Here is a 23,667-nt window from a genome sequence, read left to right as displayed (position 1 = left end):
TTGGGGGTCGACACAAAAAACGCCCGCCTCTTTCGAGACGGGCGCATCATTCCGAATATCGGAGCGATTAGCGGCGCAGGCCGAGGCGTTTGATGAGGTCCTGGTAACGGGCCTCGTCTTTTGCCTTGGTGTAGTCCAAGAGCTTACGACGCTGAGCAACCATTTTCAGAAGGCCACGACGACCGTGGTTGTCCTTCTTGTGGGTTTTGAAGTGCTCGGTCAGGGTCGCGATGCGCGAGCTGAGGATGGCAACCTGAACTTCGGGCGAACCGGTGTCGCCGTCTTTGGTGCCGAACTCTTTGATCAGACGAGCTTTTTCTTCGGGCGTAATCGACATCGGGGTCTCCTTTACAAGGTTAAAGTGGATGGCGCAGGCCGGGATGTCGTCCAGCAGGGCCCATGGAGGTATCGGTCCCGTTTCAGAAACCGATGCGCGCGTATAGGGGGATTCTGCAGCAATGGCAAGGAAAACAAGGCTGCTCAGGGCGTGGATTGTGGGGCGTTGATCTGCTCGATGATCTGTTGCGCCCAATTTCCGATCACTGGAATGAAGTCGATCGAAGACAGCATCTGCACAACCACGGCCACAAGGAAGGTGGCGCCCAGAACCGATCCCAGCCCAAAGGCCAGCCCCCGGTAAAGCTGAAACAGGCCCAGTTTCCACAGGCTGTCATGCAGGCGGATGAAGCGGTGACTGTTCAGGTGATGCACTTCTTCACGCAAGGCGCGGATCTCGTCCCCGATGCTGGAGGTGCGGGTGTCAGCCGGTGTCTGATCTGATTTTTGCACGGAGCCTCCGTTAACTATGTCTATATTTTTAAGGGTGTTTAGTGAAATTTGAAGGCATTTTTTTTTGCAAGTTTGGTGTGGTTGCGGTAGCCTCGAACGATGGTTGTGTGTCACCTCACGATTCTCGTTGTTATGGTGCGATATAAGTGGTGATGGCAAAAAATACAGGTGCCAAATGCTTTTAGGTCTATTGTTTCTCGGTCTTGTGCCCGCTGCCTTCATGGCGGAGGGTTTCCTTGAAGGCAGCAAAGAGGTTGAGCCGGATGATGTGCAGCCTACGACCAACGGCCAGACCACGGGTGAAGCGACCGGCGATTTCCTGAACCCTGGCAGCCCCCAATCTCCTGATGACGGTGATGTTCTCAACCCGATTGATCAGCCGGGTGAAGGGGCTGGTGAAGGGCCGGACGCAACCTTTCTTGATAAGCTTCTGGCAGAAAACACCGACGCGATCTATGGGTTGCAGGACTATGACAAGGTAACGGATGATCGTGACCCCGACCCCGTTCGACTGGGCGATGGGGATGATGTTTTTGTCGGGTCCAGCGATGGAACGGCCTCGGACGCGGCGCTTCAACTGTTTAACGGCACCCCCTTCGTCGATCTGCAAGAGGACGGGCTGGTCGAGGTGATTGACGGGCAGGGCGGCGATGACACCATCACCACAGGGGATGATGCCAGCTTTGCCTTCGGAGGTGCCGGGGATGATCTGATCACCGTGGGTGCCGCTCCTGCCGCCGTTTTTGGCGGCGAAGGCAATGATCAGATCGTAGGGGCCTATACCGCAAATGAGGACCAATATTCGGGCTATCTCGATGGGGGGCTTGGCAATGACAGCATCCTTGGTGGCGAAGGCATTGACCTGATTTTCGGCGGGCAGCATGACGATACCGGCGACGGGCCGGATAATGATACCCTTTCCGGCGGTGCCGGGGATGACCAGATTGCCGGCGGTTATGGTGCGGATGAAATCTCTGGGGGCACGGGCGATGACATTCTAAATCACCTTGGCCACGCGATGGAAAACAGCGGTGCTGAGCGCAGCAGCTTTGACTGGCATATTGATGGTGACAGCGACACGCTGGATGGTGGGGAAGGCAATGACACTCTGATTTTTGATCGGTTCGATATCGCAACTGGTGGCGAAGGAGCGGATAATTTCCACCTCTATTCCGATCAGGACGCCGGGCTTGGGCATGCAACCGTCACCGATTTTGTGTCTGGCGAGGATTTTCTGCGCATCACGCTTGATCCGGATGTCGATCCCGACACCATAGCGCTTGACGTGTCCCCTTCTGATGATGGGGCAGATGGTGTGGTTACGGTGAACGGCGAAGTCGTCGCCATCTTGCAAGGCGCGCCCGGGGCCACTGTTGCCGACATCTATGTTGAGGTCATGGAAGAGGTCTACGCCTAACGACCGGACCGTCGTGAGTGCACCTGCAATCTGTTCTCTTGATCTACCGACCCCCGTCCGTCGCGTTTCCGCGGTCCCAGCGCATTGGTTGCGTAGCATAGGCTATATACAGCGGATGCTTTGGATGCCCCGCTTTGCTCAGCCCAAGGTGATACAAGCGGTGGCCCCCCGCGCGCAGTAGATCTGCAACCTCACTCCCCCTGTCACGATGCGCTCCATGCGTCCCCCAACCGCAAATGATCTGGTCGGCCCAGTCACATCCTGCCAGCAGTTCCAGATCATTTTCGGGCCCGACCGGATCTGCCGCCTGACGCATCACCTGTGGATGCGTCTCGCGTAGGCCAAAGATGTTGACCACCCGAAATCCACCAAATCCCAACGCCCGCGCCCGGCGCTCACACCGCTCTACAGTGGGATCGTTCTGAATTTCCGTCGCCTTGGAGGGGTTCAGCATAATGAAAAGAACCCGTTTCGCCTGCGGTTCCCATACCCGCGTCAGGGCATAGCGATAATGTTCGCAATCCGAATATACCGCTACGCTGGCAGCATCGCCTTTTTGAAACTCTCGTGTAATCATGCCTGTCATTGCCTCCGCGTGGCGGGAAAAGCAATCCCTTGCCAATTTTGTCCAAAAGGTCAAATCTGTTCGCTCGAGGAAAGGACACCACCATGTTGATTGCCGAGATCATTCGTAAAAAACGCGACGGGCTCCGTCTGGAAATGGACGAGATTGCTGCCATGGTTCAGGGGATTACAGATCAGACTGCCAGCGAAGGGCAGGTGGCGGCTTTTGCCATGGCCGTCTTTTTCCAGGGCATGGTGCCGGACGAGGCCGCGCAACTCACCCTGTCCATGCGCGACAGCGGGGATGTCTTTCGCTGGGATGATCTGCCCGGCCCGGCGGTTGACAAGCATTCGACCGGAGGGGTGGGGGACAATGTCAGTCTGATGCTCGCACCGATTGTTGCTGCCTGCGGCGGGTATGTGCCAATGATTTCCGGCCGTGGGCTGGGCCATACCGGGGGCACTTTGGACAAGATGGAAGCCATTCCCGGCTATACCGTGACCCCCGATAATGCGCTCTTTGCCAGGGTTGTGAAAGATGTCGGTTGCGCGGTGATTGGCCAGACCGCCAATCTCGCCCCCGCTGACAAACGCTTTTACAGCATTCGTGATGTGACCGCGACGGTGGAAAGCATCCCGCTCATCACGGCCTCGATCCTGTCCAAAAAACTCGCAGCCGGGCTGGGCTCTCTTGTGATGGACGTGAAGTTTGGCAACGGGGCTTTCATGGCCAACTATGAAACGGCCAAGGATCTGGCCCTTTCAATCACACGAGTGGCCCGCAGTGCAGACCTGCCATGCCACGCTTTGCTGACCGATATGAACCAACCGCTGGCTTCGGCGGCAGGCAATGCGTTGGAAGTGGTCAATGCGATCGAGTTCCTGACCGGCACCAAGCAAGACCTCCGTCTGCGTGAGGTCACGCTTGCCCTTTGCGCGGAAATGCTGCTCACCTCAGGCTTGCAAACAGATCGCATGGCTGCATTGACCGCGGTCACCCGCGCGCTGGATAGCGGCAAAGCGACCGAGCTATTTGGCCGCATGGTCACGGCGCTGGGCGGCCCTGCAGACCTGATCGAAAACCACACCGCCCTGCTGCCCAAAGCAAAGCATGTTACGCAGGTCAGTGCGCAGGCCGATGGTTTTATCCGTGCAATTGACACCCGCAATATCGGCCTTGCCGTGGTTGAACTTGGCGGTGGGCGCAGGCGCGCCTCAGATGAGGTCAATCCCGCTGTCGGGCTGACCGGGCTCCTGGATTTGGGAGTGGCAGTCTCAAAAGGTGATGCAATTGCCCTGATCCATGCAGATGATGACACCCGCGCCGCCGCTGCCCATGATCAGGTTCTTGCGGCTTACCAAATCGGCGCCGCCCCCGAAAAAACACCCGCCTTGCGTGACATTGTCGAAGGCTAACGCATTCAGAGATCTTATCTGCAAAAGCGCGTCCCGCAATGCATAAGGGGCGCTGCCCCTCGCCTCTTCGAGGCTCACCCCGAGGTATTTCAGGCAAGAAAAAGGGGCGCGCACCGGCCTTATTTTCTGGTCAGAAATATCCTAGGGTGAGGCCATGCTATAAAAGCGGGGCCGAGGGGCAAAGCCCCTTTGGGCTGTGAGAGCAATGTGATGTCGTGTCGTCTTCGCGCGCGTTACTGATTGAAGACGCGGCTGGGATGCAATTCACCCGAGCGGAATATCCCCACCGCAACCGCCTTGCCTTCAAAGGAAGCCCAGGCTTCATCGCCATATTCCACGTCGGATCCCAGCACCATGCCAGGATTGCCATGTTTCAGGCGCGTGGCACCATCTGCGGTGCAGATCAGTTCGGGCAGTTCGAACAGGCCGTCTTCCAGAGGCAGCAGATATTGGTCCAGCTCACCTGTTTTGGAAAGACTTTCAACCAGTTCCATGCTGACACCATCCTCAACCTCAAACGGGCCGGACCAAATTCGACGCAGTTCGCGAACATGGCCAAAACAGCCAAGCGCTTCGCCCAAATCGCGGGCAATGGCACGCACATACCCCCCTTTGCCGCAGGTCATTTCCAGCGTTACATGATCCGCATCATCGCGCCCGACCATCCGCAGTTCTTCGACCCAAAGTGGCCGCGCGGCAATTTCGAACTCTTCGTCGTCCCGGGCGAGTTTGTAGGCGCGTTCACCGTCGATCTTGATGGCAGAAAATTTGGGCGGAACCTGCATGATCTGACCTGTGAATTGACCGAGGGCTGCCTCGATTTCATCATCGGACGGGCGTGCAGTTGTTTCGGAAATCACCTCGCCTTCAGCGTCATCGGTGTTGGTTGCCTGTCCCAACCGAACGGTGAAGCGATAGGCCTTCAGCGTGTCCGTCACATAAGGAACCGTCTTGGTGGCCTCTCCCAGCGCAACGGCAAGAACGCCGGTGGCTTCCGGGTCCAGTGTGCCCGCGTGGCCCGCTTTCTTTGCGTCCATCGCCCAGCGCACCTTGTTCACCACCGCGTTTGAGCTGATGCCCGCTGGCTTGTCCACAATCAGCCAGCCGTGAATGTCGCGTCCCTTGCGTTTGCGTGCCATATGCTGTGCCCCACAGATGAATTTTCCCACCCGCGGGTCAATCGGGGTGGCGGTGTCAGTCTAGTTGAAAAGAACAGGTCAGTCTTCGTCGCTTCTGTCGTCGTCCAAACCTTCGTCCAGATCCCGCTGCACGTCCTCTTGTGCGAACAGGCGACGGGTTTCGTCCATCTGGTCGAAGGTTTCGTCAATCTGGAACCGTAGGTCAGGTGTGAACTTGAGGTTCGTCGACTTGCCAAGGGCGCGGCGCAGCTCGCTTTTGTTGCGGGCGAGGGCCTGAATTGCTTCGTCCTTCCCATGCCCGCCAAGAGGCAGCACATAGGCGGTGGCAATCTTCAGGTCCGGCGACGTGCGCACCTCACCCACCGTGATCGACATCCGGTTCAGCTCGGGGTCATGCACATCGCCGCGTGCCAGCACCTCGGACAGGGTGCGGCGAATCAATTCAGCCACACGCAGCTGTCGCTGCGACGGGCCATCGTGGTCATGAAATCGGTTCTTTGCCATGGCGTCCACATAGGGCGGAATGCGCAATCATGCAAGCAGGGCTTTGCCAAGCAGGGAAATGCGGGTTAGGAGAGGAACGAAATAAGGAGACAAGACATGAGCGAATTGCCGGGCATTGTTGTGATGGGGGCGTCGGGCCGGATGGGGCAGATGCTGATCAAAGAGGTTCTGGCCTCGGACAAGGCGCGGCTGGTTGGTGCGCTTGATCGCCCGGGGCATGATTGGATCGGGCGTGATGTGGGCGAATGTATGGGCGGCCAGCCGGTTGGCGTTGCGGTCAGCGATGACGCGCTGGAAACCATGTCCAAAGCACAGGCCGTGATTGATTTCACCGCCCCGTCTGCCACCGTGGATATGGCTGAAATCGCCGCGCAGGCCCGTGCTGTGCATGTGATCGGCACCACTGGGCTGACCGATGAGGACCTCGAAAAACTCCGCCTTGCCGGGCGACACGCCACCATTGTGCGGGCTGGTAATATGAGCCTTGGGGTGAACCTCCTCACCCAGCTGACCAAAAAGGTCGCAGCGGCGTTGGATGAAGATTACGATATCGAGATCATCGAAAGCCATCACCACCACAAGGTGGATGCGCCCTCTGGCACCGCATTGATGCTGGGAGAGGCTGCCGCTGAAGGCCGTGGTGTGAACCTGACGGATGTGTCTGATCGCGGCCGGGACGGGATCACCGGAGCACGCAAACGCGGTGATATCGGGTTTCATGCCATCCGCGGCGGTGACATCATCGGGGAACATGATGTTCTGTTTGCCGCTGAGGGGGAGCGCATAACGCTTCGTCACGTGGCCAGCGATCGGTCTGTCTTTGCGCGGGGTGCGTTGAAAGCCGCGCTTTGGGGGCAGGGCCAGAAGCCTGGCGAATATGACATGCTGGATGTGCTCGGTCTCTGAAGCCGCGCTCCTTTTTCTTGCCCGAAATACCTCGGGGTGAGAGCAAAGCTCGAGGGGCAGAGCCCCTTTCGGCGGGATTTGAGGGGCGCCTCAAAAGTCGATGGCGATGCCCTTTTTTTCCCAATCGCCATAGCGCACGGGTTCGGGTCCGTCACGGCCACCATATTCCTTGGGGATCTCTTTTGCGACCGCTTCCGCCTTTTTTCGCCGTGCCTCTGCCTCGTCCAGGGCGCGTTGGGCGGCGGGGGGGAGATCTCGTTTTTCGTCGGACATGTCGATATCCTTGTCGCTATGCTGGGATTGATATAGGCCGCTCATGACAAAAAGGCAAAGGTGAGAAAATGGCGGGTGCAAGACAGGCCGGGCAAAAAGGCAAAACACGTGTCATCGACACGCGGCATGTTGTGGTGGACCTGCTGGGGGATGTGATCGAAGACAAGCGCCTGCTGTCCGAAGTTCTGCCCAAGCGGTTGAAACGTCTTGAGGTGGAAGAGCGCGCACGTGCCCAACGACTGGTTCTGACGGTTCTGCGCGGTATGGACCGTGCCGACCGGATGCTGGGACCGCATCTGAAAAAACGCCCGCCGCTCCGGGTGATGAATATCCTGCGCCTGGGGGTGGTTGAAATCTGCTCGGGGGGGGCAGCACATGGGGTGGTGAATTCCTGTGTCTCCGCCGCGCGTGAGGACCGCACCACCGAGAAGATGTCAGGGCTGGTCAACGCCGTTTTGCGCAAGATTTCGGGTGAGGTCGATAAATGGGACAAGTTGCCCGTGCCCCGTCTGCCGAAATGGCTGCGCAAACCGCTTTTGGCAGATTACGGCAAGGAAGCGGTCGAGGCGATGGAGGTCGCGCATTTTGCTGGGGCACCGCTGGACCTCTCCGCCAAATCAAATTCGGCAGATCTTGCAGAGCGCCTGACGGGGATGTACCTGCCAACGGGATCCGTGCGACTGATGGATCCCGGACAGGTGACGGCCTTGCCGGGCTATGCATCCGGGGATTGGTGGGTGCAGGATGTGTCGGCGTCTCTTCCGGCGAAGGTGCTGAACGCGCAAGCGGGAGAGCGGGTTCTGGATATGTGCGCGGCCCCCGGGGGCAAGACGATGCAGCTTGCGTCAGCGGGGGCAGATGTGACCGCTTTGGATATTTCCGAGGGGCGCATGAAGCGGGTCGAGGAGAACCTTGTCCGCACCGGGTTGCAGGCCACGACGGTTGTCGGTGATGCGCTGGAATTCGAGGGCGGACCGTTTGATGCGATCTTGCTGGATGCACCATGCACGGCAACCGGCACAATCCGGCGTCACCCGGACCTGCCACATGCCAAGGACGGGAGCGAGTTTCCGGGTCTGTTCGAATTGCAGGAATATATGATTGACCGGGCGCTGGGCCTTTTGCGGTCAGGCGGACGGCTGGTATTTTGCACGTGTTCGCTGCTGATTGACGAGGGGGAAGAGCAGGTGCGGGATGCGCTGTCGCGCCACGAAGGCCTGCAACTGGACCTTGACGCCTTGCGTATTCCCGGTGTGGATGAGGGTTGGATAGGCCCCGAAGGGCTGCGCCTGTTTCCCCATTATCACGCCGATCTTGGGGGGATGGACGGGTTTTTTGTCACCGCTTTTCGCAAGGCCTGACATCGCAGTTTAACGTGCCTGCTGCAGGTGTGAAATCGCCAGATGACAGCGGCGACGCCCGGATGTATGCTCCTCTCAACCCCCGACAAAAAGAGGGGAATACTGGTTTGAGGTGAAGCCCGGTTGGCCGCAAAAAGGCCATGCAGGGCAAGGAGTTGCCAAGGTGAAGCAGGTGGCACAGCGAACGCCCCCAACAGATTTTCGAAACCAGCTTGCCAATCGCTGGCAGGCATGGCGCTCTACCCGTGCGGCACCGGCGACGGGGTTTGTGTCACAGCCAGAGCCACGGACAGTGGGATCTTTTGCCAGAGGCAAGCAACTGGTGGCGGGCAATTTTCTGTTTGCCGGACATCTGGTGAATGCGCCTGCATGTGGATTATGGGATCTTGCCCCGCCGAGCCCGCAATTTGCCAAGGAATTGCAGGGGTTTGTCTGGCTGGATGATCTTGCGGCCCTCGGGGATCTGCAGGCCAGGAAACGGGGACAGGACTGGTTGATCGGCTGGATTGATCACTTCGGTGCAGGACGTGGACCGGGCTGGACCCCGGACCTGACCGGGCGGCGTTTGATCCGCTGGATCAACCATGCGCTGTTCCTGATGGCTGGAATGGAGCCTGCAAACAGCAAGCGGTTTTTCTCCTCACTTGGGCAGCAGACGATTTTTCTGTCGCGCCGCTGGCATGGGGCCAGTCCGGGACTGCCCCGGTTCGAAGCGTTGACAGGGTTGATCTATGCGGGCCTCAGCTTGACCGGGATGGAAAAGCATGTTGCGCCTGCGGTGCGCGCGCTGGCGCAGGATTGTCGTGAGCAGATTGACGCCGAAGGTGGCATTCCGACCCGCAACCCCGAAGAGTTGCTGGAGGTGTTTACCCTGCTGACCTGGGTGGCGTCCGCCCTGTCAGAAAGTGGACAGGCCGCACCTTCAGATCATCTTGCGGCCATGGAACGGATCGCGCCGACCCTGCGGGCCCTGCGCCACGCTGATGGCGGGTTGGCGCGGTTTCATGGCGGTGGGCGTGGCCTTGAGGGGCGATTGGATCATGCGCTGGCAAGTTCCGGCATTCGCGGGGGCGCGCATCCGGGCCTGTCGATGGGGTTTGCCCGGATGACCGGAGGGCGCACAACAATTGTAATGGATGCGGCTGCGCCCCCCCGGGGGAGGGCTTCTGTCAATGCCCATGCCTCGACCCTGTCTTTCGAACTGACCTCGGGGCGGCGCCCGCTGATCGTGAATTGCGGCACTGGTGTGCAGTTTGGCGAGGATTGGCGCAAGGCGGGGCGGGCCACACCTTCGCATTCCACATTGGGCCTCAAAGGGATTTCGTCCTCACGCGTGGCGGATGGGGGGGATGGGGTAAGTGGTCAACTGTTTCTGGCCCCCGAAGATGTGCGGGTGCAGATGACACAGGATGCGGGGCGGGTGGGGATCTTTGCCGATCATGACGGCTATCTGGCCAGCCATGGCCTTTTGCACATGCGACGTCTGGAGCTGGGCGTGGATGGTCGCGACCTGACCGGCGAAGAAACGCTTGCGGCACTTGATCCCGACCATAAGGGCCGGTTTGATGCGGTGATGGATGCGCGTGGGTTGCAGGGAATTCCTTTCGCGGTGCGTTTCCACCTGCACCCGGATGTGGATGCGGCGCTGGATCTGGGGGGAACGGCCGTGTCGATGGCGCTCAGATCAGGTGAAATCTGGGTTTTCCGCCACGACGGACAGGCAGAACTGACGCTGGAAAACAGCGTTTATCTGGAAAAAACGCGTTTAAAGCCCCGTGCGACGAAACAGGTGGTTCTCAGGGCGGTCGCAATGGATTATGCGACACGCATTCGTTGGTCATTGGCAAAGGCGCAAGAGACCCCTTCGGTTCTGCGCGACCTTGAAGACGGTGACCGCGAGCTGCCACAGTAACTTCGTGCCTAAGGGGCCAGACCGACATGACCGACCTTCATCGCGTAGAGCGCGCGCTTATTTCCGTATCCGACAAGACCGGGCTTATTGAGCTGGGACAGGCGCTGCAGGCGCGCGGTGTCGAAATCCTGTCGACCGGCGGGTCTGCCAATGCGCTGCGTGAGGCCGGTGTGGCCGTGAAAGATGTCTCGGAAATCACCGAGTTCCCGGAAATGATGGATGGTCGGGTGAAAACCCTGCATCCCCGCGTGCATGGTGGCCTTCTGGCCCTGCGCGACAATGACGAACATGTTGCCGCCATGACCGAGCACGGCATCGGCGCCATCGACCTTCTCGTTGTGAACCTCTACCCGTTTGAGGCCACTGTCGCCAAAGGGGCCGATTATGACACCTGCATCGAAAACATCGACATTGGTGGCCCGGCGATGATCCGTGCCGCGGCCAAGAACCACGCCTTCGTGAACGTGGTTGTGGATGTGGAAGATTACGAAAAACTGCTGGGTGACATGGATCAGCATGGCGGCAAGACCTGCCCCAAATTCCGCAAAAAGCTGGCGCAGAAAGCCTATGCCCGCACCGCGGCTTATGATTCGGCCGTGTCGAACTGGATGGCCAAGGCGCTGGAACTGGACGCGCCCAAGCGCCGCGCCTTTGCCGGTGAGCTGAAACAGACCCTGCGTTATGGTGAAAACAGCCACCAGAAAGCGGCGTTTTACACCGATGGTTCGAACCGTCCGGGGGTTGCGACCGCTGTTCAGTTGCAGGGCAAGGAACTGAGCTACAACAACATCAACGACACCGATGCAGCCTATGAGCTGGTGGCCGAATTTGATCCCGCCGAAAGTGCTGCTGTGGCGATCATCAAACACGCCAACCCCTGCGGTGTGGCAAAAGGCGCGACGCTGGTTGAAGCCTATCAAAAGGCGTTTGACTGCGACCGCACCTCGGCTTTCGGGGGCATTGTTGCCCTGAACAAACCGCTGGATGCAGAAACCGCAACCAAGATCGTCGAGATCTTCACCGAGGTTGTCATTGCGCCGGGCGCGTCCGATGAGGCCAAGGAAATCTTTGCTGCCAAGAAGAACCTGCGCCTGCTGCTGACCGATGGCCTGCCGAACACGCGCGAGCCGATCGTGGCTTATAAACAGGTTGCCGGTGGCATGCTCGTTCAGGACAAGGATGTTGGCTATGTCGGTATGGATGACCTGAAGGTTGTGACCGAAAAAGCGCCGACCGATGAGCAGATGCAAGACCTTCTGTTTGCATGGAAAGTTGCCAAGCACGTGAAATCCAACGCGATTGTCTATGTGAAAGGCAACGCAACCGTCGGTGTTGGTGCAGGCCAGATGTCGCGTCTGGACAGCGCCAATGTTGCCGCGTCGAAAGCGGGCCGGATGGCGGCAGAGCTGGGGCTGGAAGAAAGCCTTGCCAAGGGCTGCGCCGTGGCATCGGATGCGTTTTTCCCCTTCCCGGATGGCCTGATGGAAGCCGCCGCTGCGGGTGGCACCTGCGTGATCCAGCCCGGTGGGTCGATGCGCGATGACGAGGTGATCAAGGCGGCAAATAAGGCTGGCCTCGCCATGGTTTTCACCGGCATGCGCCACTTCCGTCATTGATGCCCATGCGTGTGATTGCTCTTTTCGCTGCCCTGTCGCTCCTGATTGATCAGGGCAGTAAATTCTTTGTGTTGAACGTGCTGGACCTTACGCAACGTGGCTGGCTCGAAGTGTTTCCGCCTTTTCTGAATTTCCAGATGGCCTGGAATCGGGGGGTCAATTTTGGCCTCTTCGGGTCAGATGGCGCGGCGATGCGCTGGGTGTTGATTGTCCTTGCGCTGGGCATCTCTGGCTGGGTGGTGCGCTGGGTTATCAAAACAGGCGCTGGCCGCCTGGCGCTGATCAGTGCGGGGCTTTTGGTTGGTGGGGCGCTCGGGAATGTGGTGGATCGGGTGATTTATGGGGCCGTGGTCGATTTTCTGAACATGTCCTGCTGTGGTTTTCAAAACCCCTATTCCTTCAATGTCGCGGATATATTTGTCTTTGCTGGCGCATTTGGGCTGGCGCTTTTTGCCGATCCTGCCAAGTCCGAGTGAAAGGCGCGTGACGCGCGTTTCCAGATGGGCTAAGAAACGGTAAGAAATGGGGGTTTTCTCAATGCACAATGTAACGATGAAAGTTCTGATCCTCGGGGCCACCGTGTTTGCGATCTCTGCCTGCAGCAGCGATGACAACCCGCGCCTGATGAACCTGAAATCGACACAAAGTAGCCCGGATGAGTTTGCCGTCCTGCCAACCAAACCGTTGCAGGAACCCCCGAGCTATCGTGATCTCCCCACGCCAACCCCCGGTGGCAGCAACCTGACCGACCCGACCCCGGTCAAGGATGCGGTGGCGGCACTGGGCGGAAAGCCCGGATTGCTGGACGATACCGGGATCCGGCGCAGTGAAACTGCGCTGGTATCCTACGCAGGGCGCAAAGGCGTGACGGGCAATATTCGTCAGGCGCTTGCTGCGGAAGATCTGGAATGGCGTCGCGAAAACGATGGGCGCCTGCTGGAACGCCTGTTTGACGTGAATGTCTATTTCCGTGCGTATGAGAGGATGGAGCTGGATCAGCACCGTGAGCTTGAACGCCTCCGCCGTGCCGGTGTCTGGACCCCGTCTGCTCCGCCTGAATTCCTTCCGACCGAGTAAATCCGCTCCCCTCTGTTGCAGCTTTGCACTTTTGCGCGCTTGGGTGCAGAAGCTTATCAACTTTGCGTGCGCATGGCTTGCAGCCCGCGTCAGGGACCCTAACTTGATCGCAACAGAACAGGAGTGATCCATGCGACGATTGATGGCCGCCTTGGCGGTTTGTTTCGCGCTGCCGGTGCAGGCGGCACAGGATGGTGTGACAGAGTTCAAGCTCGACAATGGGTTGCAGGTGGTGGTGATCGAAGATCACAGGGCACCGGTTGTCGTGCAGATGCTTTGGTATCGGGCCGGGGCGGCAGATGAAAAGCCGGGGGTGTCTGGGGTTGCGCATTTCCTTGAACACCTCCTGTTCAAGGCCACCGATACGATGGAAGCAGGAGAGCTGTCGCGGGTCGTCACGGAAAATGGCGGCTCGGACAATGCGTTCACATCGCAAGATTACACCGCATATTTTCAACGCATTGCGGCAGATCGCCTGCCGCTGATCATGCGGATGGAAGCTGACCGGATGCGCAATCTGCGCCTGACCGAAGAGGATGTGGTGACGGAGCGTGAGGTGATCCTTGAGGAACGCGCGCAACGCACCGACAGCGATCCCGGATCGCTCTTTTATGAACAGATGCGGGCCGCGCAATATCTGAACCACCCGTATGGAATCCCGGTGATTGGTTGGCGGCACGAGATGGAAAACCTCTCTCGCACGGCTGCACTGGAGTATTATCAGCGGTTTTACGCCCCCAATAATGCGACGCTGGTGGTGGCAGGGGACGTGAACCCGGAGGAGGTCAGGCAGCTTGCTGAGACCTATTACGGTCCGCTGGAACCGACGGCGGATCTTCCCCCGCGCGCCCGGATCACCGAACCCCCGCAATTGGCTGAGCGGCGTTTGCGCATGGCGGATGCGCGGGTCTCGCAACCGTATCTGATGCGCAGCTACCTGGCGCCGGAACGTGATTCGGGGGACCAGAAAGAGGCCGCAGCTCTGGTCTATCTGTCGGAAATCCTTGGCGGTTCCGGGGCCACTTCGGTATTGGGGCGGGCCTTGCAGTTTGATACCCAGATCGCCGTCTATGCAGGGGCAAGCTATGGGGCCACGGCGCTGGATGACACGAGTTTCAGCCTCGTGGTCGTGCCCAATGGCGAGACCTCTCTGCGCGCGGCGGAAACCGCTCTGGATGACACGCTGGAGACATTTCTGGCAGGCGAAATTGATGTAGCCCAGTTCGAGCGGATCAAGTTTCAGCTCAAAGCGTCTGAGATTTATGCCCAGGACAATGCACAGGCGCGGGCGGATCGCTATGGTCGTGCGCTCAGCTCGGGTCTGACCCTGCAGGACATAGATGCCTGGCAGGACGTATTGCAGGCGGTCACGCCCGGCGACGTCATGGCAGTGGCGCGCAAAGTGCTGAATAGGAAGCAATCGGTCACGGGCTGGCTGGTCCCCGAAGGTGGAGAGGAAATGTGATGCTGCGATTTCTCCTTGTTGTTCTGGCCCTTGCGGCCTTTCCGGCCCGCGCTGAAGTGGCCATTCAGGACGTCACCTCAAAGGCGGGGCTCAAGGCCTGGCTGGTTGAAGAACACAGCCTGCCTTTTGTGGCGCTTGAGATCAGTTTTCGCGGGGGGACCTCGCTGGATCGGCCGGGCAAACGGGGCTCGGTTGAGTTGATGACATCGCTTCTTGAAGAGGGGGCAGGCGATCTGGATGCGCGCGGGTTTGCAGAAGCCGCCGAGGCGCAGGCCGCGTCTTTCATGTTCCGGGCCGGGCGCGATGGTGTGGATGTATCCGCGCAGTTTCTGACCGAAAACCGGGATGAGGCCATGGCGCTGCTGCGTTCGGCCCTGATCGAACCCAGGTTTGAAGCGGACGCAATTGAACGGGTCCGCGATCAGCTCCTTTCGAACCTGCGCTCCCGCGCCACGGACCCGTCGGATATCCTGTCGGAAACCTGGGATGCGACCACCTATGGCGACCACCCCTATGGCAGCTATGATGGTGGCACGGTGGAGAGTGTCGAGGGGTTGACGCGTGAGGACCTGCTGACCGCCTATCGTGACACTTTGGCGCTGGATCGGGTCTATATTGCCGCCGTTGGGGATATCAGGGCCGAGGAACTGGCCGAGTTGATGGACCGTCTTCTTGAGGGGCTGAGCGCCGAGGGGGCGCCCTTTCCCGAACGGGCGGATGTCACCTGGAACGGCGCGCAGACCGTGATCCCCTTTGACACCCCGCAATCCATTGCGCGGTTTGGTCATGGTGGGATCGACCGTGAGGACCCGGATTTCTTCGCCGCCTATCTGGTCTCGCAGATCATGGGCGGTCTGGGGTCCGACAGCCGGTTGATGCAGGAAGTGCGTGAAAAGCGGGGCCTGACCTACGGGATCGGTGCCTATCTGTTTGACCGTGAATATGCCAACGGGTTCGCCGGGCAGTTCTCCAGCCAGAATGCCAGCATGGCCGAGGCGGTAGAGGTGGTTCGTCAGGAATGGGCCGACATGGCGCAGAACGGTATCAGCGCCGAGGAGCTGTCGGCGGCAAAAACCTATCTCACCGGCTCTTATCCGCTGCGCTTTGATGGCAATTCGAATATCGCCAACCTTCTGGTGGGGATGCAGATCGAGGGTCTGCCGATCGACTATATCTCTACGCGCAATGATAAGGTGGAGGCCGTGACGCTGGAACAGGCTAACCGGGTTGCGGGTGAAATTTTCCGCCCGGATGAGCTGACCTTCATGATCATCGGAAAGCCAGAGGGGCTGGCTGATCAGCCAGCATCGAACTAAAGCGTTTCGAGATTAACTTGAGACACAAGTTGATTTCGAAACGCCCGCAACATCAGTAGGTGTTGAGCGTTTCGCCTCATTATTGTGTCTCAATAATAAGTCGAAACACTTTAACCGGAGGGGAAGCCCAGAGCCGCCGATACGCGCCTGTGCTTCCCCGTTCCGAATCGGGTGTCGAATCGGGCGGAGCCATGCTAAATTTTGTGGTATGCCTGAGGACACCCCCCATATGAGCTTGAATTCCGCGCCGAAACGCCCCGTGATCCGCCAGTTGGATGACGCCGCGATCAACCGGATCGCAGCCGGTGAAGTGGTCGAACGCCCTGCGTCTGCGGTCAAGGAACTGGTGGAAAATGCCATTGATGCGGGGGCCACCCGGATTGAGGTGGCTTATGCGGATGGCGGCAAGACGCTGATCCGGGTGACCGATGACGGGTGTGGTATCGCGCCTGAAGATTTGCCACTGGCCCTGTCGCGCCATGCTACGTCAAAGATTGACGGCTCCGACCTGCTTGATATTCACACTTTCGGTTTCCGGGGCGAGGCGCTGCCATCGTTGGGGGCCGTCGCAAGGCTTACCATAACATCGCGCGCCGAAGGGGATGAGGCCGCTACCTTGCGTGTGACCGGCGGCAAGATGGGCGCAGTGAAGCCCGCGGCCCTGTCTCAGGGCACGATGGTCGAGTTGCGGGACCTCTTTTTTGCCACACCCGCCCGGTTGAAATTCATGCGCACGGATCGGGCCGAGGCGCAGGCGATCAATGATGTGATCAAGCGTCTGGCCATGGCAGAGCCACATGTGGGCTTTACCCTGCGCGATGTGTCGGGTGGAGGGGAAGGGCGCGTGACCTTCCGCGCTGATGCCCAGTCCGGCGATCTGTTTGATGCGCTTTATGGTCGGCTGACCCAGATCCTGGGCCGTGAGTTTACCGAAAACGCGTTGGCAATTGATGCCACGCGGGAAGGGTTGCGGCTGACGGGTTATGCCGCGCTGCCAACCTATTCGCGCGGGGCCGCGGTGGCACAGTTCCTGTTTGTGAATGGTCGCCCGGTGAAGGACAAACTGCTGACCGGCGCATTGCGGGCGGCATATTTCGATTTCCTGTCGCGCGACCGCCATCCCGCGGCGGCGCTTTTCATCACCTGTGATCCGCAACTGGTGGACGTGAACGTGCACCCGGCCAAATCCGAGGTGCGCTTTCGTGATCCGGGGCTGGCGCGCGGGCTGATCGTGTCGGGGCTGCGCCATGCGCTGGCGGAAGCTGGCCACCGTGCGTCGACAACCGTGGCCGGGGCCACCCTCGGGGCGATGCGCCCGGAGGAACCCACCGCGACCGGTGCTGCGCGGGTTTACCAGATGGACCGCCCGTCAATGGGGGCCTTGCGTGCCTCGTATCAGGGGCAAGCGCCGCAAAACCTGCCAGGGCGGGACTATGGCGCGCCGGGGTTTTCCGAGATGGCAACCCCGTCTGCCCGGTTCGAAGATCAGGTCCTGGACCCGTCCCCCGCACCTGTCGATGCGGTTCGGGCCACGGAACTGCCACTGGGGGCCGCCCGGGCGCAGGTGCATGAAAACTATATCATCGCCCAGACTGAGACCGGGATCGTGATCGTTGATCAGCACGCCGCGCATGAACGGCTGGTCTATGAAAAGCTCAAACACCAAATGGCGGAAAACGGCGTGGCCTCGCAGGCTTTGCTGATCCCGGAAATTATCGAACTGTCTTCAGACGAGATTGCCCGCCTGTTGGAGGTGGCCGAGGATCTGAAAACCCTTGGACTGGTGATTGAACCGTTTGGGGGCACGGCGGTTGCCGTGCGCGAAACCCCGGCAATCCTGGGTGAGGTCAACGCCACCGCGATGATCCGGGATGTGTTGGATGAGCTGGCGGATCTGGGTGACAGCAACACGGTGCAGGCGCGGATCGAAGCGGTTCTGTCGCGGGTGGCCTGCCATGGCTCGATCCGGTCCGGGCGCTGGATGCGTGGTGAGGAAATGAATGCGCTTCTGCGCGAGATGGAAGCAACGCCGCATTCGGGGCAATGCAACCATGGCCGCCCCACTTATGTGGAGTTGAAGCTTGCTGATATCGAAAGGCTGTTTGGGCGCACATGATTGAAATCGGAGAATTCTCACTGCCATTGACCCATCCGCTTGTATTGGCGGTATCAGGGGTCGTGGCGCTGATCCTGATCTTGCTGATGCTGTCCCTGCGGCGCGCCGGGCAATCGGCACGTATGGGGGAGGATCTGGCCCGGCAGATGCACTGGCTGGGGCAGAACGTGCAGCAGCTCGGCCAGGGGCAGGAGCAGCTCCGTGGAGGTTTGAACCATGTGTCAGACCAGCAGGCCAGCGCACAGGTGCAGGTGATCCAGACCGTTGAGGCACGCCTTGGCGCAGTGCAGCAGCAGATGAATGACCGGCTGCATGACAATGCGATGAAATCCGCCCGGGCGCTGGCTGACATGCAGGAACGGATGAAGGAAAGCCTGCAGGGTTCCGCAGTGAAAACCACCGAAAGCCTGACCCAGCTGCAGGAGCGCCTGAAGGTCATCGACAAGGCTCAGGACAATATCACCCGGCTGTCGGGGGATGTGCTGTCGCTGCAGGATATCCTGTCAAACAAGCAGACCCGCGGGGCATTTGGCGAGATCCAGTTGCGCGATATCGTTTCCAAGGCGCTGCCCGCTGACAGCTTTGGGTTGCAGGCCACGCTGTCGAACGGCAAACGCGCCGATTGCCTGATCCACCTGCCCAACCCGCCCGGGCCGATTGTGATCGACAGCAAATTTCCGTTGGAAGCCTATGAAGCGCTTGTCGCGGCCAGCACCGAGGCGGAGCTGAAAGCTGCGATGCAGATGTTTCGCAGCTCGGTGCGCAAGCATATCAACGATATTTCCGACAAATACATCATCGAGGGTGAAACTGCGGATGGGGCGCTGATGTTTCTGCCGTCTGAGGCGGTTTATGCCGAGCTTCACGCCAAGTTTCCCGATCTGGTGCAGGAAAGCTTTACCAAACGCGTCTGGATCGTTTCCCCCACCACCTGCATGGCGACGCTGAATACGATGCGGGCGATTTTGAAAGACGCAAGGATGCGGGAACAGGCCGGGGCCATCCGCAAGGAATTGCATCTTCTGTCAGCGGATGTAGGACGGCTGGGTGATCGGGTTGCCAATCTCGACCGGCATTTTCACCAGGCTTCCAAAGATATTTCCGACATCAAGATTTCCGCCGAGAAAGCGGGTAACCGCGCGAAACGGCTGGATAATTTTGATTTTGAAGAAGTGGAAGCAGAGGGCCAAACCGTGGTGCCGATCGCGAAGGCACCCAGCTGACTGCAAGCTGACTGTCTGGGCCGAACAATTTCCTTCTGTTTCCGGGCAAAGAGTTGCGCAGTGCAACGTCCCAGTGTTTCGGGCGAAACGGTTTAATGAGGAAACCGGTTGGGTGAGAAATCCTCTATGTTGCAGGAGGGTATCTTTTCCTGTGCCAGATCTGAAATCACCTTTCCGGTGATCCCTCCCAGGGTGAGGCCAATATGTTGGTGCCCAAATGCAAAAAGCACACGGTCGGAATGCGGCGAGGGACCAATGACCGGCAGGGCATCGGGCAGGGTGGGGCGGTGGCCCAGCCACGTCGCATCCGGTCTTCCGAGCGGGCCGAACATGTCTTGTGATTTTCGGGTGAGGTAATCGGTGCGACCTGTGTTGAAGGGCGCGTCGAGGGCGTTGATTTCCACCGTGCCTGCAATCCGTAGCCCCTCCGCCATTGGCGTGGCATAAAACCCGGCTTCGGCCCAGCCCACGGGGCGCGAAATCAGATGGCCGTGGTTGCGATAAAGCACATGATAGCCGCGTTCCGTGCCCAGCGGCAGATGTTCGCCCCCCGTCCCTCGAATGCGTCGTGAATATGCGCCTGCGGCGAGGACAAATTTGCGCGCGCGAAGGGGCCGCTGGCCCTCAAGATGTGCGGTTACACCTGTTGTGTCAGGGGAGACGCGGCCAATGCCCTGCGCGAGATACGCCCCGCCCAGCTCTTCAAACCGGGCACACATGCGCGATACCAGCAATTCGGGGCTGGTCACGTGGCGGGCCCCTTTGAACAACAGGCCGCGATAGAGGGGAAGGGTCAGGTTCGGTTCCAGATCCCGCAACTCGTCAGGGGAGAGTTCGTCAAACGCCACCCCCTGTGCGCGGCGCATCTCATTGCCGTGGCGCGCATTGTCATAGCCGGATTTTGACGACCAGACATAAAGGCAGTCATTCTGGACAATCAGGTCCTGGGCGCGGGCCTCGGCAATCAGCGGGTCAAGGCCCGCATCTGCCTGTGCCAGAAACCGGCCGAGGGCGCGCGTAATGTGGCGAACCCGGCCGGCACGGCAATTGTTCAGAAAGGACAGCATCCAGCGGGGATTGCGCAGCCCGTGCCAGAGGTTGAAGCTGAGCGGGCTGTCCGAACTGGTCAGAAGCTGGGGCAGAGAGCTCAGGACAGAGGGGGAATTGACCGGAAGGCACGCATAGGTGGCGATGGTGCAGGCAGAGCCGGACGTGGTGCCGGAACCGGGCGGGTTCGGGTCACATAGTGCCACCCGCAGGCCCGCCTTTTGCGCATAAAGCGCGGTGGACATGCCGACAATGCCAGCCCCTGCCACGATCAGGTCAAAGTCATATTGCTCTGTCACGTTCCTGTCTGGTCCTTGTCCTTCGGGACATCCTCACGGGTTTCATTCAGTTCCATATGCCCCTGGGTTCGGCTGAACACTCGGCGCAGCATCGGTTCAAAAAACTCAAGCGGTTTGGTGGGGTGGGGCGGGTCGAAACTGGGCCTGATCATACCCGTGACAGAACCGCACGCAGGCGTCGTAATGCGGGCTGTCCTTGTATGTCTCGCGGGCATGGCGTCCTCTCTTTTTGGAAAGCCTAACGCCCTTGGGACGCCATGCCGAGTTGTTTGCGACAGGATAATGTCGTTCGTGGCGTGTCGCTCAGGCGATGTGATCGACAATAGCCAGATGTTGAGCAAGGGTGCGCACCTCACCCATCCAGCTGTCGATCAGGGCCGGATCCGAGGGGGCTGCGCTGACGCCTGCGGAAATTTTGCCCTCTTGCACCGCTTCAATCGCCAAGGAGACCGGCGTGGAGACAAGCCGCGCCATGGCGCTGCCGCGGGCGTCGCCCCAGGCATCCATCACATAGGTTTTGTGATAGGTGACCGCACCATCTTTTTCCGCTTTCAACGCCACACACATGATCACGCGGTCAGGCTCGCCTTCGTCATAGGCATTGTCCTGCCAGAACTGGTCGGACATTTCCTTGAGGCGCGCATCACCTGCCGCACCTTCCAGCGTTTCAACCTCGGCAAACACATCTTTCCACGCATCGGCCCAGCCGTTCAGGCGCAGGGTGCCGCGCACAAACAGATCGGTGTTCCAGTTAGGATCAAAGCCGTATTCTTCCATGAACGGCAGGCTGTCCCGGTTGGGATAGACCTCGAAACTTTCGGCCTGCGGCAGCGGGGCGTCATAGGCGGAAATGGCGTCCCATGGGCGGGCCACGTCAAAAACCTTGCCGCCTTTCAGGGATCTGGATGGTGAACGCAGCGCCTTCAGCACCCCCAGCGGCGACCAGCTGAATTTGTATCGGAACGGGTTGGCCGTTTTCGGCACCCCGCCGCAATACGAGATGAATGAGAGCACCTGCCTCTGATCCGTGTCCTGGCTGGCGCGGTAATCAGCCACCAGCCAATGGGCCATCAAATGGTCAATGCCGGGGTCCAGCCCAACCTCGTTCACCGAACACAGACCCGCATCTTTGAACCTGGCGTCCAGGGCGCGCATTTCGGGGGAGATATAGCTGGAGGACACGAAATGCGCGCCGTTTTTCAGGCACAGCTCCGCCACCGGCACATGCAGATCACCGGGCAGCATCGACACGGCGATGTCACCGGGTTGAAGGGCTGCATCCAGTGCGTCCATCTCAAAGGCCCGGATGTCCTTTGCAATGTCGCCCACCGCTTCGCGGGCCTTGTCGATGGTTCGGTTCCAGACCACCACATCCTGTCCGTTCCCGATCAGGCGACGCAGGCCGGGGATGGCCGACAGGCCGGTGCCACACCAATGGATGGTCATGTCAGATCTCCTTCATATGTTCGTGAAAGGTGGTGGCGGCCCGCCCCCAGACCCCGGAGGAGAGGTCGGTCAGGGTGAGCAGGCTGGGCAACAGTTGGCCAGCATAATCAATTGAACTTTCCACCGGCAGCATCGAGGGCAGGTTGTCGATTGCCATCACGTCGAGCACCGGATCGGACGCAACCCGCAGCGCCGGGGCGGCCCAGCTGGTGGCCTTGTTATAGACCGGCACCGGGTTGTAATCGCTGTCCGGGTCGCAAGCCACATCGCCAATGGCGGTCAGCTTGCGGTCGGCCTCTTTCGCGTCTTGTGGCACAAAAACCGGGGTCTGTGGCCCGGCCAGGATGCAGTTGATGAATATGTCGTGGGTGAGAATTTCCGGGAATGGCCCGCCATGGGCGGTTTCCGCCATGTCCCATTTGGTCACGGCAACACCCATCGCTTCCATCAGGTCGGAGGCCCCGGTGCCAACCCGGCCCAAGGCGCCGATCACGATGGCGTTGGGGCGCGGCGCGCCGGTGGCGTCCAGCTCGGTCTTGAGCTCGTCCAGCAGCGCGTCCTTGCCGGGATAGGCGCCGACCGGCCCGCAAATCTCGCCCCGTTGCTGGGCAGCCCAGCTTTTGAGGGTCACGGCGGCCCCCGCAAACCCGGCCCAATAGCCGAAGGCGGCCACGCGGCGCCCGTTTTCCGCCACCAGATATTCAAGGTCATAAAGGGTGCCGCCACCAGCCTTGAACCGTTCCAGAAGGATCTTGCCGGAAAACTGCCCCTTGAAGGCATGGCCGAACATGATGTGCTTATGACGCAGGGGCGTGCCGTCTTCGGGCAGTTCCTTGAGGCCAAAAATGATGGCGTCGAGGGGGGCATCTGGCCAGCTGTTCTCGGCTGCGATGTCACACCCGGCTGCGCGGTAGCCCTCGATGCCGATGCAGCGGACTTTGCTTTCCTCGACGGTTACGCGAATCCCTGCCTCGATCAGTGCCTTGGCACCGTCCGGGGTCAGGCCAACCCGGTCCTCATTCGGGCGCTGCTCGGCCCGTACCCAAAGATGTGTCATCCTGTTCTCCTGGATAAGTGTTGGTCTGGCCTCAGAAATGGGTCTGGGCGTGATGGCGGTCGGGATGTTCCAGATGTGGCACCCCGTTGAACTGGGTCAGCGTCAGCCCCGCAGGCAGCATCCGCATCCGATGGACTGAGCTGTTCATGATCGGTAGGATGGCGCGGGTGAACGGGCCGATATCCAGCCCCATCACCACCCGCGTGGCCATGCCGATAAAGCCGCCAGAGGTGAAAATAATCGGGTTTTCATGGGCTTGAGCGATATCGTGGATCACTTCCTGCACGCGGGTCTGAAAGTCGTGAAAGCTTTCGGGGGCGCCGTCGATCTTGCCTTCCTGCCAGGCGGAAAAGGTCAGCGGCAGGTGATCGACGAAATCCTCATGCGTCTTTGGATGGGCCAGGCCGTATTGGGCATGCATCCGTTCTGACAGGTCGAAATAGCGCACTTCATTCAGGCGCGAATCGCTGCGCACCTCAGCGGCGCCCCATTCTTCGGCGGTCTGTTTGTGACGGGTCAGGGTGCCGGTGAAAACGGCATCAAACGCCTGCCCCGTGGCGCGCATGTGCTCGCCCAGCCAGCGGGCCTGCTGACGCCCCAGATCGGACAGGTGGTCATAGCCCGCCTCGTCCGTGGCGCTGTTATTGGCCTGCCCGTGCCGGATCAGGGTGATTTGCGTCATAACATTCCCTTTCACACATCCTTCACCGCATTGCTAAGGGAT

At 59.8% G+C, this 23,667-nt stretch carries 23 protein-coding genes; 12 read left to right on the top strand and 11 right to left on the bottom strand.

Going from position 1 to position 23,667, the window contains the following annotated elements:
* Positions 1–67: 67 nt before the first annotated feature.
* Together rpsO and AKJ29_RS17085 are read right to left on the bottom strand one after the other, a co-directional pair.
* Positions 68–337 carry a 30S ribosomal protein S15 gene (rpsO, locus tag AKJ29_RS17090; protein ID WP_055192751.1) on the bottom strand — a complete coding sequence of 90 codons (270 nt, stop codon included), beginning with the start codon at positions 335–337 and terminating at the stop codon, positions 68–70.
* A gap of 143 nt (positions 338–480) precedes the next feature.
* A complete protein-coding gene (locus AKJ29_RS17085) occupies positions 481–789 on the bottom strand; it encodes a DUF5665 domain-containing protein (protein ID WP_235477701.1) in 309 nt (102 codons plus the stop codon).
* Positions 790–1,009: 220 nt separating this feature from the next.
* On the opposite strand from AKJ29_RS17085, the gene AKJ29_RS17080 reads away from it, so the two are divergent.
* Positions 1,010–2,206 carry a calcium-binding protein gene (locus AKJ29_RS17080; protein ID WP_161805474.1) on the top strand — a complete coding sequence of 399 codons (1,197 nt, stop codon included), beginning with the start codon at positions 1,010–1,012 and terminating at the stop codon, positions 2,204–2,206.
* Positions 2,207–2,249: 43 nt separating this feature from the next.
* Here AKJ29_RS17080 and AKJ29_RS17075 read toward each other — a convergent pair whose 3' ends face one another.
* The gene (locus tag AKJ29_RS17075; protein ID WP_055192871.1) at positions 2,250–2,783 is read right to left on the bottom strand and encodes a DUF1643 domain-containing protein; all 534 of its coding nucleotides are present in this window, start codon (positions 2,781–2,783) and stop codon (positions 2,250–2,252) included.
* Between the two features lie 92 nt (positions 2,784–2,875).
* Between AKJ29_RS17075 and deoA the strand changes: the two genes are divergently transcribed.
* Positions 2,876–4,186: a thymidine phosphorylase gene (gene deoA / locus AKJ29_RS17070; RefSeq protein WP_055192749.1), complete on the top strand. Its 1,311-nt coding sequence runs from the start codon at positions 2,876–2,878 to the stop codon at positions 4,184–4,186.
* 233 nt (positions 4,187–4,419) lie between these two features.
* Here the strand turns inward: deoA and truB are convergent, their stop codons facing one another.
* Positions 4,420–5,325 (bottom strand): tRNA pseudouridine(55) synthase TruB, encoded by a 906-nt coding sequence (truB, locus tag AKJ29_RS17065; RefSeq protein ID WP_055192748.1) that lies wholly within the window; start codon positions 5,323–5,325, stop codon positions 4,420–4,422.
* Positions 5,326–5,403: 78 nt separating this feature from the next.
* Positions 5,404–5,829: a 30S ribosome-binding factor RbfA gene (gene rbfA, locus AKJ29_RS17060; RefSeq protein WP_055192870.1), complete on the bottom strand. Its 426-nt coding sequence runs from the start codon at positions 5,827–5,829 to the stop codon at positions 5,404–5,406.
* Positions 5,830–5,925: 96 nt separating this feature from the next.
* On the opposite strand from rbfA, the gene dapB reads away from it, so the two are divergent.
* Complete coding sequence (dapB, locus tag AKJ29_RS17055) at positions 5,926–6,735, top strand: 4-hydroxy-tetrahydrodipicolinate reductase (protein WP_055192747.1); 810 nt, start codon at positions 5,926–5,928, stop codon at positions 6,733–6,735.
* Between the two features lie 90 nt (positions 6,736–6,825).
* On the opposite strand, the gene AKJ29_RS17050 is transcribed toward dapB, so the two are convergent.
* Positions 6,826–7,008: a DUF1674 domain-containing protein gene (locus AKJ29_RS17050; RefSeq protein ID WP_055192746.1), complete on the bottom strand. Its 183-nt coding sequence runs from the start codon at positions 7,006–7,008 to the stop codon at positions 6,826–6,828.
* 68 nt (positions 7,009–7,076) lie between these two features.
* On the opposite strand from AKJ29_RS17050, the gene AKJ29_RS17045 reads away from it, so the two are divergent.
* The 9 genes from AKJ29_RS17045 to AKJ29_RS17005 all read left to right on the top strand — a co-directional run bounded on the left by AKJ29_RS17045 (position 7,077) and on the right by AKJ29_RS17005 (position 19,094).
* Entirely contained in the window at positions 7,077–8,369 is a 1,293-nt protein-coding gene (locus AKJ29_RS17045) for an RsmB/NOP family class I SAM-dependent RNA methyltransferase (RefSeq protein WP_082392662.1), read from the top strand.
* A 172-nt stretch (positions 8,370–8,541) separates the two neighbouring features.
* Entirely contained in the window at positions 8,542–10,281 is a 1,740-nt protein-coding gene (locus AKJ29_RS17040; protein ID WP_055192868.1) for a heparinase II/III family protein, read from the top strand.
* A gap of 26 nt (positions 10,282–10,307) precedes the next feature.
* Positions 10,308–11,897 carry a bifunctional phosphoribosylaminoimidazolecarboxamide formyltransferase/IMP cyclohydrolase gene (gene purH, locus AKJ29_RS17035; RefSeq protein WP_055192745.1) on the top strand — a complete coding sequence of 530 codons (1,590 nt, stop codon included), beginning with the start codon at positions 10,308–10,310 and terminating at the stop codon, positions 11,895–11,897.
* Positions 11,898–11,902: 5 nt separating this feature from the next.
* Positions 11,903–12,373, top strand: a complete 471-nt coding sequence (gene lspA / locus AKJ29_RS17030) for a signal peptidase II (protein WP_055192867.1) — start codon at positions 11,903–11,905, stop codon at positions 12,371–12,373.
* A 76-nt stretch (positions 12,374–12,449) separates the two neighbouring features.
* Positions 12,450–12,974, top strand: a complete 525-nt coding sequence (locus AKJ29_RS17025; protein ID WP_139231343.1) for a DUF3035 domain-containing protein — start codon at positions 12,450–12,452, stop codon at positions 12,972–12,974.
* 130 nt (positions 12,975–13,104) lie between these two features.
* A complete protein-coding gene (locus AKJ29_RS17020; protein WP_055192744.1) occupies positions 13,105–14,439 on the top strand; it encodes a M16 family metallopeptidase in 1,335 nt (444 codons plus the stop codon).
* Complete coding sequence (locus AKJ29_RS17015) at positions 14,439–15,755, top strand: M16 family metallopeptidase (protein ID WP_139231333.1); 1,317 nt, start codon at positions 14,439–14,441, stop codon at positions 15,753–15,755. The genes AKJ29_RS17020 and AKJ29_RS17015 overlap by 1 nt, the downstream gene beginning before the upstream one ends.
* A 208-nt stretch (positions 15,756–15,963) precedes the next feature.
* On the top strand, positions 15,964–17,871 hold the full coding sequence (gene mutL / locus AKJ29_RS17010) for a DNA mismatch repair endonuclease MutL (RefSeq protein ID WP_055192742.1): 1,908 nt from the start codon (positions 15,964–15,966) through the stop codon (positions 17,869–17,871).
* The gene (locus tag AKJ29_RS17005) at positions 17,868–19,094 is read left to right on the top strand and encodes a DNA recombination protein RmuC (RefSeq protein WP_055192741.1); all 1,227 of its coding nucleotides are present in this window, start codon (positions 17,868–17,870) and stop codon (positions 19,092–19,094) included. Before mutL ends, AKJ29_RS17005 begins: the two co-directional genes overlap by 4 nt.
* 92 nt (positions 19,095–19,186) lie before the next feature.
* Here the strand turns inward: AKJ29_RS17005 and AKJ29_RS17000 are convergent, their stop codons facing one another.
* The 5 genes from AKJ29_RS17000 to AKJ29_RS16985 form a co-directional block, all read right to left on the bottom strand.
* Positions 19,187–20,440, bottom strand: coding sequence for an NAD(P)/FAD-dependent oxidoreductase (locus tag AKJ29_RS17000; protein WP_235477699.1), 1,254 nt, complete (start codon positions 20,438–20,440; stop codon positions 19,187–19,189).
* Positions 20,437–20,592 carry a hypothetical protein gene (locus AKJ29_RS19060; protein ID WP_200909167.1) on the bottom strand — a complete coding sequence of 52 codons (156 nt, stop codon included), beginning with the start codon at positions 20,590–20,592 and terminating at the stop codon, positions 20,437–20,439. Before AKJ29_RS19060 ends, AKJ29_RS17000 begins: the two co-directional genes overlap by 4 nt.
* Positions 20,593–20,743: 151 nt before the next feature.
* Positions 20,744–21,886: a saccharopine dehydrogenase family protein gene (locus AKJ29_RS16995; RefSeq protein ID WP_055192740.1), complete on the bottom strand. Its 1,143-nt coding sequence runs from the start codon at positions 21,884–21,886 to the stop codon at positions 20,744–20,746.
* A 1-nt stretch (position 21,887) separates the two neighbouring features.
* The gene (locus tag AKJ29_RS16990) at positions 21,888–22,943 is read right to left on the bottom strand and encodes a saccharopine dehydrogenase (RefSeq protein WP_055192739.1); all 1,056 of its coding nucleotides are present in this window, start codon (positions 22,941–22,943) and stop codon (positions 21,888–21,890) included.
* A 31-nt stretch (positions 22,944–22,974) separates the two neighbouring features.
* Entirely contained in the window at positions 22,975–23,625 is a 651-nt protein-coding gene (locus AKJ29_RS16985; RefSeq protein ID WP_055192738.1) for a histidine phosphatase family protein, read from the bottom strand.
* Positions 23,626–23,667 lie beyond the last annotated feature (42 nt).

Source organism: Aliiroseovarius crassostreae (assembly GCF_001307765.1).
Classification (GTDB): domain Bacteria; phylum Pseudomonadota; class Alphaproteobacteria; order Rhodobacterales; family Rhodobacteraceae; genus Aliiroseovarius; species Aliiroseovarius crassostreae.
This window is presented reverse-complemented; position numbering and strand designations above follow the sequence as displayed.

Excerpts from the sequence above, each read along its gene's own strand:
- AKJ29_RS17025 (WP_139231343.1), top strand. The coding sequence starts at position 12,450 with ATGAAAGTTCTGATCCTCGGGGCCACCGTGTTTGCGATCTCTGCCTGC.
- rpsO (WP_055192751.1), bottom strand. The coding sequence starts at position 337 with ATGTCGATTACGCCCGAAGAAAAAGCTCGTCTGATCAAAGAGTTCGGC.
- AKJ29_RS19060 (WP_200909167.1), bottom strand. The coding sequence starts at position 20,592 with ATGATCAGGCCCAGTTTCGACCCGCCCCACCCCACCAAACCGCTTGAG.
- truB (WP_055192748.1), bottom strand. The coding sequence starts at position 5,325 with ATGGCACGCAAACGCAAGGGACGCGACATTCACGGCTGGCTGATTGTG.
- dapB (WP_055192747.1), top strand. The coding sequence starts at position 5,926 with ATGAGCGAATTGCCGGGCATTGTTGTGATGGGGGCGTCGGGCCGGATG.
- AKJ29_RS17015 (WP_139231333.1), top strand. The coding sequence starts at position 14,439 with ATGCTGCGATTTCTCCTTGTTGTTCTGGCCCTTGCGGCCTTTCCGGCC.
- AKJ29_RS17005 (WP_055192741.1), top strand. The coding sequence starts at position 17,868 with ATGATTGAAATCGGAGAATTCTCACTGCCATTGACCCATCCGCTTGTA.
- AKJ29_RS17050 (WP_055192746.1), bottom strand. The coding sequence starts at position 7,008 with ATGTCCGACGAAAAACGAGATCTCCCCCCCGCCGCCCAACGCGCCCTG.
- lspA (WP_055192867.1), top strand. The coding sequence starts at position 11,903 with ATGCGTGTGATTGCTCTTTTCGCTGCCCTGTCGCTCCTGATTGATCAG.
- deoA (WP_055192749.1), top strand. The coding sequence starts at position 2,876 with ATGTTGATTGCCGAGATCATTCGTAAAAAACGCGACGGGCTCCGTCTG.
- AKJ29_RS17075 (WP_055192871.1), bottom strand. The coding sequence starts at position 2,783 with ATGATTACACGAGAGTTTCAAAAAGGCGATGCTGCCAGCGTAGCGGTA.
- AKJ29_RS17020 (WP_055192744.1), top strand. The coding sequence starts at position 13,105 with ATGCGACGATTGATGGCCGCCTTGGCGGTTTGTTTCGCGCTGCCGGTG.
- AKJ29_RS17045 (WP_082392662.1), top strand. The coding sequence starts at position 7,077 with ATGGCGGGTGCAAGACAGGCCGGGCAAAAAGGCAAAACACGTGTCATC.
- AKJ29_RS16985 (WP_055192738.1), bottom strand. The coding sequence starts at position 23,625 with ATGACGCAAATCACCCTGATCCGGCACGGGCAGGCCAATAACAGCGCC.
- AKJ29_RS16995 (WP_055192740.1), bottom strand. The coding sequence starts at position 21,886 with ATGACCATCCATTGGTGTGGCACCGGCCTGTCGGCCATCCCCGGCCTG.
- AKJ29_RS16990 (WP_055192739.1), bottom strand. The coding sequence starts at position 22,943 with ATGACACATCTTTGGGTACGGGCCGAGCAGCGCCCGAATGAGGACCGG.
- purH (WP_055192745.1), top strand. The coding sequence starts at position 10,308 with ATGACCGACCTTCATCGCGTAGAGCGCGCGCTTATTTCCGTATCCGAC.
- AKJ29_RS17080 (WP_161805474.1), top strand. The coding sequence starts at position 1,010 with ATGGCGGAGGGTTTCCTTGAAGGCAGCAAAGAGGTTGAGCCGGATGAT.
- mutL (WP_055192742.1), top strand. The coding sequence starts at position 15,964 with ATGCCTGAGGACACCCCCCATATGAGCTTGAATTCCGCGCCGAAACGC.
- rbfA (WP_055192870.1), bottom strand. The coding sequence starts at position 5,829 with ATGGCAAAGAACCGATTTCATGACCACGATGGCCCGTCGCAGCGACAG.